Below are 12,783 nucleotides of genomic sequence, written 5' to 3' on the forward strand. Positions count from 1 at the left end.
TTTTATGCCATCGGCGGAAATTGCTACCACTTACTGCTCAGGATAAAACAAAAACGGTTAGGTCGCTACCTTGATGCCCTTGTATCAAGACGGGTATTTGATCTGATAAGGGTTTTGTAGGCAACAAAGGAAAAAATGCAGACAAATTTACCTTAAGCAAAGAACAATTATGATACAAAATCACCGATGATAAAGGCATTTTCAAAGGTGTAAATCAATCTATTTCAAGATCATAAATGACCGATTGTGGTGGCCTTAAAATCATCTATTCTTGTTAAAATATGTGGGGTTAATCAAACTTTAACGATATAAGAATAATTAATAAGCTAATAGATACAGCTAAATAAAGTTTTTATTGAAACATTAGCAAGGATATTTAAATTACTGCATTAATTTTCTTTGATATAGTTTTAAAACTAAATTATAGCGGAGACCGTAGAAATGAGAGAGTTATTAATCACACTAATAATTATACTTCCTATTTATTCAATTTTATTTATTAGCGAATTATAGATAAATGTTTAATTAGAATTCTAATAGCTGTATTTTATATTAATTTAACTTATAAAAACAACTTTTAGATTAAACTACCGTAATAGATTATTAATGGATTGAGATCCTAATTTAGAGTTTTCCAACCGACTAAGGACAGTTATGTTTTTCTCGAAACAATTAAACCAGTTTATTGCTTTGGCTAAAAATGGTTCGCTAAATCAAGCGGCAGAGTCTACCAATGTCACGTCTTCAGCGATATCACAAGGTTTGATTCTTCTCGAAAAAAAGCTAGGAAAGAATATTTTAGTTAAAAAAAAAATAAAATACTAATTTCCGATTATGGCATGGAGCTATTTAATAAAATAAACCCTCACTATGAAAGTATAAATAAAATATTAAACAACTTAACTGTGCCAAACAATGAAAAAAAAATTAAAATTCTTATTGATGGATTTCCATTCTATGGGATACATTCGATAATAAACAACCTATTGAAAAACAAGAGTATTAGCATTGAAGTTGAATGCAAGATCTCAAATGATATTTTGTATGAAATAAAAAACCACCACTATGACATCATAATATCACCTGTAGATATCGACGTTGACCATAAAAGTATACAAAAAATAAATTTAAAAACTGAAATATTAGGTTTAGTTTTTCATAAAGAATTAATGAAAAAAAGTATGAGCGTTGAGAAAATGATGAGTAATGAAATTCTTATTCAAACAAAATCATCATTCGAACATTGTACCATGATAGAATTTTTAAAAGAAATAAAAAAAATCGGTATAAACTTTAAAACACTTACAATAAACGAACTGGATTTATTACATTCATTAGAAAATAAAACTGGCTATTCATTCATGACTGAGGAATACTTTAATAAAAAATCGAATCCTGACTTGGTGTTTAAAAAAGAACCCTTTAATTTTTTTCTTAATAGGAGAGCTTATCTACTAAAAGAAAGTAATATTGAAATTTATTAATGAATAATTTTACTTTAAATAAAAATCAATTTAAATAATTCGAGACTAACAATGAAAATCATTTCTTTTTTTATGTTTTCTTTATTTTTATCTTCTTGCCAAAACAGTTTTATTAATGAAATTCAAGACAGTACAATTGAAATAAAAAACCCCAATCAGACAAAAAACAATGGACTATAATTTTCAACTCATTTTAAAAGGAAATTTCGTATGATAATTGGTGTAATTAGTGATATTCATATAGGCTCAGATCATGATAAAGAAGTATTGGCAACGTCTATTAAAAATATTAATCACTGTGGAGCCGAAGGGTTATTAATGGCTGGGGATATTGGTGATTATCATCAACATAGAAAAGATTCTTTTGATATTTTCCTAGAACAATTTCCAAAAAAATATCATCAAAATTTATTATTGATGTTAGGCAACCATGATGTCCGAACTGGGGCCGAACCCCATGAGCCATTAGACCCCGATTTAGTCGGATTATATGACTCTTACTTAGAAAAATGCAATATTGACCGGCAAGAAGATACAATGTGCATTGATGCATGGATTGATGGTTATCATTTTATTTGTTTGAACACAGATGTTCCTTTAAAAAATCAAATGGAATTAAATGAAGCATCACTTCTCTGGTTAGAAAAAAAACTGGCTGAAGGCGCTGATGCGAATAAACCGATTTTTGTGATGACACATCAAGCATTCAATTGTTCACATTGGCGGTCATACTTATATGGCGGATTTGGACCGCAAGATGAAAGACTAAAAAGTCTATTTTCTCGTTATCCCCAAATAATTATGTTAAGTGGTCACATTCATAATGGCTTTGGGATTATTGAAGCTATTCAACGTCCATTTGGAACATTAATTGATATTCCAAGTTTAACATTAGGTGAAAACGGGGTTACAGATAAAGGCACTGGCTATTTATTAAAAATAGAAGATGATAAACTAACCTTTGAAGCTTGGAATTTTTATCAAAATATTCATTTATCTGAATATGATACGATAATATTATTACCTACTTTATCAAGTTTAGCCGCTGAGCTACCAGATTATGCTGACGAAGAAACTGATTCATTAATTTCAGAATCAAATCTCTTAATGAATAAAGAATACAAAGATGAATACATAAAAATCTATGACGAGAAAACATGGAAAGAAATTAATACCCTAAGAAATAAAATTATTAAATACAAATCTAAACCTAAATCTAATGAAATTAATTACCATAAATTAAAATTTAATAATGACGATAATATCACCATTGAGGTATTGAATGCAGCACTAAATCAGCACAACCATATTCTTATTGAATCAAAAAATGGTCACTGGGCTGACCAAATTACAATACCGCCACTAAAAAATAATCAATCCATTACCATTGATCCTACTGCGGCCTATTGTAGTACACTGATCGTGAATAAAGAGAAGCATAGGATTTCAACAGGTGAAAAATGTACGGTTTCCTGTAAGTCTTATTGGCAGTTTGAAATGAAAAATGACGTAGATTCGTTGGAGCAAAAATCAGCTTATCAGCTTACGTTTAAGAATGAAGATTCTATTACACAAAAAATGATAAAGGATATTTTTAAAACCAACGATAGTATATATATTGAAATTAAAAATGACAAATGGCTAAATAAAATTTCTATTCCCAAACTGCCCCTCAGTAATAAAAAGATTAAAGTTAAATCAACAGCGGATCGTAATAGTTCAATAGTTGGTGGCTACTATACGTATATTATTAAGTCAGGCGACTTATTGACTATTTCTGCAAAACAGGATTGGAGTATTGATAAAAAAAATTAAAATAACTTAACAACTAGTTCAATACGCGACTAATTATAATTTAGTCGCGTATTTTTATGCATACTCAACCCTTTGATATCACATAAATACCAAATAATAAAAGCCAATATTGAAAAGAAAATTATACTTTTAATAATTCTGGATAATACATCCGTTTCAGCGCTAATTCTAACCCTCTCACCTCTGCTAAGCCTTTTAAGCGGCCAATAGCGGAATAACCAGGGTTAGTCACTTTCTTCAAATCATCCAAAATTTGGTGACCATGATCTGGTCTCATTGGAATTGGTGCAAGCCCCGCAGCATGGCGTTTTTGTTCAACCGCTAAAATGGCTTTGACCACTTCAAACATATCGACATCACCTGCAATATGATTTCCTTCATGGAAAGTATTTGGGTTGTTTTCTCTCACCGTTGAACGTAAATGTGTGAAATGAATACGATCACCAAATTCATTAATCATTTTTACTAGGTCGTTATCGGCTCGCACACCATAAGAACCTGTGCACATAGTAAACCCATTATGAATGCTATCGCAGCTTTGCTTAATAAACCGCATATCTTCAATGGTAGAAACAATACGTGGCAAGCCTAAAATTGGGCGCGGAGGGTCATCGGGGTGAATAGCTAAAACCACATTTTCTTCTTCACATACAGGAACGATTTTCTGCAAGAAATAACGTAAGTTCTCACGTAACTGATTTTCATCAATATTATTATACAGCGCCAAGCGCTCACGGAATTGGTCTAATGTATAACCTTCTTCTGCGCCCGGTAGCCCTGCAATGATGGTTTTAATCAGGTTTTCGATATCATCAGATGACATATTGGCATAATACTCAGCCGCTTCTTTAACTTCTTGTTCTGAATAACTCGCCGCCGCATTTTCACGTTTTAAAATATGAATTTCAAACGCGGCAAAGGCAATATTGTCGAACCGTAACGCTTTGGAGCCATCTGGTAGCGTATAAGCAAGGTCAGTACGCGTCCAATCTAGAATTGGCATAAAATTATAGCAAATGGTCTTAATACCACAGGATGCTAAATTACGAATACTTTGTTGGTAATTTTGAATATAGAGATCAAAATTACCTTGTTGAGTTTTAATATCTTCGTGAACAGGAATACTTTCCACGACAGACCAAACTAACCCAGCATCTTCAATGATAGCTTTACGCTTTAAAATCTCCTCAACACTCCAAACTTCACCGTTAGGAATATGGTGGAGCGCAGAGACGATTCCCGTCGCCTCTGCTTGCCTAGCATCACTTAAAGAAACAGGGTCATTAGGACCGTACCAACGCCACGTATGCTCCATAAGTACTTCTCCTGCGATTATTCAAAAATAGTCTGATAAGGAATTGTTTCAAATAAGTAACCATCAAAATTGGGGTCATCAAAATCAGAAAGCTGCATTAGCGTATTTTTGACATTCTCTAAATGCTGCCACATCTCTTTTTTAGCCAATTCAGGATCACGTTTTTGTAGTGCATTTAAAATATTTTCATGATCAATCAACCACTTCTTCCGGTAAGTCGTATTGTCGATATGCTCATGTAGCTTATCCCACATAGGGCTTTGTAACCGCACAGCCCAGATATCATCAATAATCTTCGCCATCATGTCGTTCTTGCTTGCGCGAGCAATTAACACATGAAACTTATGATCATTCGCATCGTCACTTTCATTATTCGCAACTTTGATTCGCTCATCCTCTAGTAATGCGCGGATCTCTTGGATATCGGCTTTTGTTGCTGACAAGGCCGCACATGCAGCTATCGCACTTTCAATCACTTGGCGAGCTTGCAGTATTTCAAAAGGGCCATGGTCTAAGCTTTTGACTTCATCAATTAATAGATCTGGGTGATTGATGACATAAACACCAGAACCTTTCTTGATAGAAACCAATTTTTCAATTTCTAACATGATGAGTGCTTCACGTACCAATGAGCGACTAACATCATATTTTTTAGCGATCTCACGCTCTGGCATTAAACGACTTCCTATCGGATATTCACCAGATGCAATGAGCTCTTTTAACTGCTGACCTAGGTATTGGTACGAGCGGTATTGAGTTTTCATATATATGTACAACGCGTTGTCGAATTAAATTTAGTTCTTCCATTGTAGATTATCGTCCCTCACCACAATGGTCAACCAATTTATCCACTATTTCCACAAAATTAGTTAACCAATTTGTGATCAGATTCACTTATTGTCGTCTTTTTAGTCATTGTTTTTTAATTTACCGATTGATAGAGTGAAAAAAAGAAAATTTGGTTAACCAATAAATAAACCAGTTTGAGTAATTCGGGGTGATTTGGTTGATCAGTTGGTTAACAAGTAATAGGGATTTAGGCCAAAATGAAAATCATAAAAGCAGAAGTCTTTATATGTAGCCCCGGTCGTAATTTTGTCACATTAAAAATTACCACCGATGAAGGCATATATGGACTAGGTGATGCCACCCTTAACGGGAGAGAACTCTCAGTGGCATCCTATCTTCAAGATCACCTCTGTCCTCAGTTGATAGGCCGTGACCCACATAAAATTGAAGATATTTATCAGTTCTTCTATAAGGGAGCTTACTGGCGTAGAGGCCCAGTTACGATGTCCGCCATTTCTGCGATTGATATGGCACTGTGGGATATTAAAGGCAAAATTGCCAACCTTCCAGTCTATCAATTACTCGGTGGCGCTTCTCGTGAAGGAGTGATGGTTTATTGCCATACCACGGGTACCGATATTGCCGAAACACTAGATAACTACGCGAAATATAAAGAAAAAGGTTTTAAAGCGATCCGTGTGCAGTGCGGCATACCAGGAATGGCAACCACCTATGGGCAGAGTAAAGGAAAAAACCTTGCTTATGAACCTGCCACAAAAGGCCATCACCCTGAAGAGCAATTTTGGTCAACCGAAAAATACCTCGATTTTATGCCCAAACTGTTTGAAGCCGTTCGGGACAAATATGGCTTCAATGAGCACCTTCTACACGATATGCACCATCGCTTGACCCCTATTGAAGCAGCTCGCTTCGGTAAAAGTATTGAAGATTATCGATTATTTTGGATGGAAGACCCAACACCAGCGGAAAACCAAGCTTGTTTTAGATTAATTCGTCAACATACCGTCACCCCAATCGCTGTAGGTGAAGTTTTTAATAGCATTTGGGATTGTAAACAATTGATTGAAGAGCAACTCATCGATTATATCCGCACCACAATCACGCATGCTGGAGGGATCACGGGTATGCGCCGGATTGCTGATTTCGCTTCACTTTACCAAGTTAGAACCGGTTCTCATGGTCCATCTGACCTATCCCCAATTTGCCATGCTGCCGCCTTACACTTTGATCTATGGGTACCAAATTTCGGCGTTCAAGAGTTTATGGGCTACTCCGAAGAAATGTTGTCCGTATTTACGACCAACTGGACGTTCAACGATGGTTATATGCACCCAAGTGATAAGCCCGGTTTAGGTATCGATTTTGATGAAAAACTGGCAGCGAAATACCCGTACAACCCAGCTTATCTTCCAGTTGCTCGTCTCGAAGACGGCACGTTGTGGAACTGGTAATTTTTATTTTATTCGGAGTTAAATATGAAAGCTGTAAAATCGGTAGTAATTAAAGAACCTAATACATTATTGATTGAAGAGCGTTCAGTTCCTGAACCAACTGAAAATCAAGTACAAATAAAAGTCCGATTAGCCGGTATTTGTGGTTCTGACAGCCATATCTACCGTGGCCATAACCCATTTGCAAAATATCCACGAGTGATTGGTCATGAATTTTTCGGTGTCATTGAAAAAGTCGGTTCCAGCGTAGACAGTAAACGCATTGGTGAACGTGTCTCTATCGACCCTGTTCTCAGTTGTGGTCATTGCTACCCATGTTCAATTGGTAAACCAAATGTTTGCGAGACACTAGAAGTATTAGGCGTTCATACTGATGGCGGATTCACTGAATATGTTAATGTCCCTGCAGCAAACGCTTATACCATTCCTGATTCAATCAGCGATGAATGTGCCGTTACCGTTGAACCATACTCTATTGCCGCCAACGTGACTTCGCATGTTCATCCAACTCAAGATGATGTCGCATTAGTCTATGGTGCGGGTACGATTGGGTTAACCTGCGCACAGGTTCTTAAAGGCGTTTATCAGGTCAAAACCTTAATTGTAGTTGACCGCGTGACTGAACGCTTAGCAAGAGCAAAAGATTGTGGTGCTGATATTGTCATTGATAATTCACAAACCCCACTACCAGAGCAACTCAAAGCACTGGGGCTCCGCCCAACGTTAGTACTTGATGCAGCTTGCCATCCCGCTATCTTACAAGAAGCCATCTTGATTGCTTCCCCTGCGGCAAGAGTTTCTATTATGGGCTTTTCAAGTGAAGCAAGTGCCGTTACACAGCAAAGTATTACCAGCAAAGAGATTTCATTGTTTTCTTCGCGCCTGAATGCCAAAAAATTCCCAGAAGTGATTAGCTGGATAGAATCTAAAAAAATTGACCCAACAAAAATCTTAACCCATCAGTTCCCATTCACTGAAGCGCAAGAGGCAATATTAACCTTTGAAAAAGACCAGAAGACCTGCTGTAAAATTCTTTTAACCTTTTAATTTAATTAAAAAAACTAAATCCGATTTTGGATACTACTCTACGTGATTAATAGGATAATAATATGAATACTCAGTCAATTGATCCATCAGGGAAAGTGGAACGCAGCTCTGGCGATCTGACCAAAGCTGCAGTTTCAGGCTGGCTAGGAACCGCTCTGGAGTTTATGGATTTCCAGCTTTACTCGTTAGGCGCAGCACTTGTTTTCCATGAAATATTTTTCCCTGAACAATCCGCTTCAATGGCATTAATTCTTGCTATGGGAACTTACGGTGCCGGATATGTCGCACGTATTGTTGGTGCGATTTTCTTTGGTCAAATGGGCGACCGAATCGGTCGTAAAAAAGTACTCTTTATCACCATCACCATGATGGGGGTGTGTACTACATTAATCGGGGTATTACCAACCTACGCACAGGTAGGTATCCTCGCACCGCTATTATTAGTTCTTTTGCGAATTATTCAAGGCCTAGGGGCAGGCGCTGAAATTTCAGGCGCAGGTACCATGCTGGCAGAATATGCACCAAAAGGCCGTCGCGGTATTGTGGCTTCACTCGTGGGTCTGGGGACAAACTGCGGCACATTAAGCGCCACTGCGATTTGGGCGGTTATGTTCTTCTGGTTAGACAAATCAGACTTGCTGGCGTGGGGCTGGCGTGTACCTTTCTTGGCAAGCTTCGTTGTGATGCTGTTTGCCGTGTGGTTACGACTGAATCTGAAAGAAAGCCCTGTATTTGAGAAAGTACAAAATACGGAAGAGCAAGAAGCTAAAGTTGCGGTACAAACGCCACCGAAAGAAAGTTTCTTTGCCATGTTTAAATCTAAAGCATTTTGGTTAGCAACTGGTATTCGTTTCGGTCAAGCGGGTAACTCTGGGTTAATTCAAACTTTCTTAGCGGGATATTTAGTTCAAAGCTTATTATTTGATAAAAGTATTCCAACTGATGCGATCATGATCAGCTCTGTTGTCGGTTTCCTAACCATTCCTGTGATTGGTCTGCTATCTGATAAATTCGGGCGCCGTATTCCTTATATTATTCTTAGCTTATCTGCCATGTTGCTCGCCTATCCGATGTTATCTGTCATCGTCGATGGTGCGAACAGCGTTAGCTTAATTACCATCTGTATTATTATCGTTCATAACTGTTCAGTACTCGGATTATTTGCCTTAGAAAATATTACGATGGCTGAAATGTTCAACTCACGTAACCGTTTTACTGGTATGGCTGTGGCCAAAGAAATTGGTGGCTTAATTGCCTCTGGTTTAGGCCCAGTTCTAGCGGGTATTTTCTGTAGCATCACCGGAAGCTGGTGGCCAATTGCAATCATGATCATCATTTACTCTGCCATTTCATTAATCAGTGCCATTATCATGCCTGAAGTGAAAGATCGTGATTTAACCAGCACGTTGGATGCGGTTGAAGAGGCTGAACAACAAAAAGGTAAAGTGAAATATGCAACTGTCAACCAATAACCTAAACCAATTACCCGCCACAATCAAAGTACCAAGCTATGATAGGGAGCAGGTAAAGGTAAAAATGCTTCACTTAGGTTTCGGCGCGTTCCACCGCGCCCACCAAGCCATCTTTGCGGATATTTTAGCTACGGAACAGCAGAGTGATTGGGGCTTTTGTGAGGTCAATTTAATCGGTGGCGAGCAACAAATTGAAGATTTACTCGCTCAAGACTGCCTTTATAACGTAGTTGAAATGCAAGGCGATAATTGGCAAACCCGTACTGTCGGTGTGGTAAAAGAAGCATTACACCCAACCATTCACGGAATTGATGCCGTTATCAATCGCATGTTAGACCCTAATATTGCCATCGTTTCCATGACGGTTACTGAAAAAGGTTATTGCTATGTGCCCGCGACAGGTTCGATTGATTTTGCGAACCCCGCTATCGCACATGATTTAGCCTCACCAAATACCCCGAAATCACTGCCGGGTCTGATTGTTGAAGCCTTAAAACGCCGTAAGGTACTGGGTATTGCACCATTTACAGTCATGTCCTGTGACAATATGCCTGAAAATGGTCATATCACGAAAAATGTCATTTTAGCGATGGCTGCAAAACAGGATATTGCATTGGCCAATTGGATTGAAGCCAATGTCACCTTTCCATCTACCATGGTGGATAGAATTGTGCCTGCCATGACACCAGACACAGCGGAGAAAATTCAATCCCAGCTAGGCCCTGTCGTTGACAAAGTCGCCATTGCCTGTGAGCCATTTCGCCAATGGGTGATTGAAGACAATTTCGTCGCAGGTCGCCCTGAGTGGGAAAAAGCGGGCGCTCAGTTAGTCACGGATGTCGTTCCATTTGAAGAAATGAAGCTGCGCATGTTAAATGGTAGCCACTCTTTCCTTGCTTATTTAGGTTATTTGGCTGGTTACCAATATATTAATGAGTGCATGCAGGATAGCGCTTATGAAAAAGCCGCTTATCACTTGATGGTCAATGAGCAAGCACCAACGTTATCCATAAAAAATGTGGATTTACCCGCCTATGCTAATGCCCTGATTGAGCGTTTTAAAAATACGGGGTTGAAACATCGCACTTGGCAAATCGCGATGGATGGAACGTTGAAATTATCCCAACGTTTACTCGATTCTATCCAAATTCACCTGAAAAATGGCCAATCATTTGATTATTTAGCCTTAGCCGTCGCGGGATGGATGCGTTATGTCAGCGGAAAAGATGATCATGGCGCAGAAATTCAAGTCAGCGACCCACAGGCTGTAAAATTGGCTGAGCTGGTTGCAAACAGCACTGATGATGAAAGCCGTGTTCGCGCATTGCTGTCCCTCAACAGTTTGTTTACCGAAGAACTGGTTAATAATTCACTATTTACTGAAAAGGTGACTGCATTTTACCTTTCACTACGTGATAACGGTGCCAAGAAAACCATTGAAGCACTCAACCACCAGCACACCCTGTAATAACATATTAGTAGGCGGGTTTCCCCCGCCTTTTTCACTCAAACTTCGCTTAAACTATAATCTACTGTGTTAGCGGCGGAAACCAAATAGCTTGCTGACCACTCACCAACCGTTCTTGGTTAATCCAAGTAAAAGGTGCGGGTACCTGAGCTTGCAAACGCACATCTTCAGCCCCTCTTTGTGCTGTCAATGTGGGAGTAAGGACAACAGGCTCTGGCCCATAAATAGCCGCTGACGTAGAATCACGCTCGTTTCGCCCGCCACAAACCACCCATAACTGGTTTAATGTAGCAATTGCATAAGGGATAAAATCGACACGCCCTGTTGGCGGCTCTTCAACCGAAAAAAGATGGCTATCAATTTCCACTTTTAAATCACATGGGATGCCCGCTGGTGCAGCAAGAATATCAGCACGTAACATACTGTATAATCCCCCTAATTCAGGAACGTCTAATTCATGTGCCGCCGCCAGTGCAATACGCCCAATTGGCGTTGCTGTCACACTCACAGCGCTACCCGCTGTTGCCCAGCCGCTATCCCGTTCATTAAGATGTGTAACACGATAGCGGGCTAATATTTCCCCTGATGGGCCCGCAAGAATGACGGTGTGGAACACTTTATCAATCTCAATTTCAGGATAACTTCCAACAATATAGCCTTTTCCTTGATGAGCAGCCTGACACAGTGTTTGTTCAAATGCTCCCCCTTGCTTTTCAGCATGGGACAAAATAAGGTTCGGGTCATTCGTATAAGGAAGCGCAGAGAGCTCGGGTAAAACCAGCAATTCATTTTCTCCCACTTGAATTGCATCTAACTTAGAAATAGATTTTTCCCACTGAGCAGCAATAAGTGTCGTTTGTATTACTGTTTCTGTCGCATTGATATCTGTTGGGCTGCGGTGAAAAGCCAGTGTTGGGAAATATAATTCAGGGCGGCGCTTCGCGAGTAATGCATCGCGTTGCTTATCTGCTTCGTCTAAATCAATCGTCGCACAGTATATGCCATTTAGCCCGGGTTCTAGCTCTAGCGGGCTAAGCACGGGAGATTGAGCCACTTTATGCCCTGAAGGCGACCACACACTTGAGCCCCCATTATAGTAAAGCTGCCCTTTAGTAATTGGGTTAGTTTCAATTCCACTTCGGGTGGCACAAATAACCCACAACCCATTGAATGCGCTCATATGTTGTACATGCGCAACCGTTGAGTGGTCGCCCAACATTTCAGCAGGGGTGGCATTTGGCATCATTCGGTCGGATACTGAATGCCAACCAACGATTTGCGCCCCTTCTAATGCAGCTAATCGAACGTATTGCCAGTAGGTATCATCATAACAAATCAATAATGCGATACGGCCAATCGGTGTTTCAAAAGTTTTGACACCAGTATTGCCCGGTGCAAATACTTTTTGATCTTGAGAATTCAGGCCTATTTTACGATATTTACCAATAATACCTTCCGGCCCCATCAAAACGGCTGAATTATAGGCGAGCCCTGTTTCGCTATCTCGCTCCGCGATACCGACACTCATATACATTCCTGTTCGAGCCAATACAGGCAGTATTGCAGCAGTCGTTTTGCCAGGGATAGTATCTAAATAAGGTGCTAATTCCGTAGAGTCCGAAAATAAATAACCACTCACTGCCGTTTCTGGAAATACGGCATAATTTACCCCTTGAGTAGCCACTTTTTCTGTCGCTTCGACTAAACGTTGAATATTCCCATTTAAGTCTCCCCATGCAGGAATAAAATCAACGGCTGCGACCTTACTGCTTTTTTTTATTTCAGCAATACTCATACAATAATCCTTATTCAAAGAATTTATTAATAAAAAAATAAAAACTAAATAGGGAAAAATATTTCTATAATTCCAATTGATTGAGGTAGTAATCGCCTGAATTTAGCGGCTATATTTGAATATATC

General features: G+C 39.0%; 10 protein-coding genes. 7 read left to right on the forward strand and 3 right to left on the reverse strand.

Annotated features, from left to right (window positions below; genetic code table 11):
- The first annotated feature begins 654 nt into the window (after positions 1-654).
- The 3 genes from PR834_RS12315 (at position 655) to PR834_RS12325 (ending at position 3,299) form a co-directional block, all read left to right on the forward strand.
- Positions 655-825 (forward strand): helix-turn-helix domain-containing protein, encoded by a 171-nt coding sequence (locus PR834_RS12315; protein ID WP_112308442.1) that lies wholly within the window; start codon positions 655-657, stop codon positions 823-825.
- A 14-nt stretch (positions 826-839) separates the two neighbouring features.
- On the forward strand, positions 840-1,484 hold the full coding sequence (locus PR834_RS12320) for a hypothetical protein (RefSeq protein WP_094961968.1): 645 nt from the start codon (positions 840-842) through the stop codon (positions 1,482-1,484).
- Between the two features lie 210 nt (positions 1,485-1,694).
- On the forward strand, positions 1,695-3,299 hold the full coding sequence (locus tag PR834_RS12325; protein WP_094961969.1) for a metallophosphoesterase: 1,605 nt from the start codon (positions 1,695-1,697) through the stop codon (positions 3,297-3,299).
- A gap of 121 nt (positions 3,300-3,420) precedes the next feature.
- On the opposite strand, the gene uxuA is transcribed toward PR834_RS12325, so the two are convergent.
- Together uxuA and PR834_RS12335 are read right to left on the reverse strand one after the other, a co-directional pair.
- Positions 3,421-4,614, reverse strand: coding sequence for a mannonate dehydratase (gene uxuA, locus PR834_RS12330; protein WP_094961970.1), 1,194 nt, complete (start codon positions 4,612-4,614; stop codon positions 3,421-3,423).
- A gap of 17 nt (positions 4,615-4,631) precedes the next feature.
- Positions 4,632-5,378: an FCD domain-containing protein gene (locus PR834_RS12335; RefSeq protein ID WP_004906196.1), complete on the reverse strand. Its 747-nt coding sequence runs from the start codon at positions 5,376-5,378 to the stop codon at positions 4,632-4,634.
- Between the two features lie 282 nt (positions 5,379-5,660).
- Between PR834_RS12335 and manD the strand changes: the two genes are divergently transcribed.
- The 4 genes from manD to PR834_RS12355 all read left to right on the forward strand — a co-directional run bounded on the left by manD (position 5,661) and on the right by PR834_RS12355 (position 10,862).
- On the forward strand, positions 5,661-6,875 hold the full coding sequence (manD, locus tag PR834_RS12340) for a D-mannonate dehydratase ManD (RefSeq protein WP_164456242.1): 1,215 nt from the start codon (positions 5,661-5,663) through the stop codon (positions 6,873-6,875).
- Between the two features lie 24 nt (positions 6,876-6,899).
- Positions 6,900-7,922 carry a Zn-dependent oxidoreductase gene (locus PR834_RS12345; RefSeq protein ID WP_094961972.1) on the forward strand — a complete coding sequence of 341 codons (1,023 nt, stop codon included), beginning with the start codon at positions 6,900-6,902 and terminating at the stop codon, positions 7,920-7,922.
- A gap of 62 nt (positions 7,923-7,984) precedes the next feature.
- A complete protein-coding gene (locus tag PR834_RS12350) occupies positions 7,985-9,394 on the forward strand; it encodes an MFS transporter (protein WP_004906200.1) in 1,410 nt (469 codons plus the stop codon).
- On the forward strand, positions 9,375-10,862 hold the full coding sequence (locus tag PR834_RS12355) for a mannitol dehydrogenase family protein (RefSeq protein ID WP_272536682.1): 1,488 nt from the start codon (positions 9,375-9,377) through the stop codon (positions 10,860-10,862). The genes PR834_RS12350 and PR834_RS12355 overlap by 20 nt, the downstream gene beginning before the upstream one ends.
- A gap of 61 nt (positions 10,863-10,923) precedes the next feature.
- Here the strand turns inward: PR834_RS12355 and PR834_RS12360 are convergent, their stop codons facing one another.
- Positions 10,924-12,657 carry a nitrilase-related carbon-nitrogen hydrolase gene (locus PR834_RS12360; protein ID WP_144140284.1) on the reverse strand — a complete coding sequence of 578 codons (1,734 nt, stop codon included), beginning with the start codon at positions 12,655-12,657 and terminating at the stop codon, positions 10,924-10,926.
- Positions 12,658-12,783: the final 126 nt, after the last annotated feature.

It is taken from the genome of Providencia sp. PROV182, from assembly GCF_028480325.1.
Classification (GTDB): Bacteria; Pseudomonadota; Gammaproteobacteria; order Enterobacterales; family Enterobacteriaceae; genus Providencia; species Providencia hangzhouensis.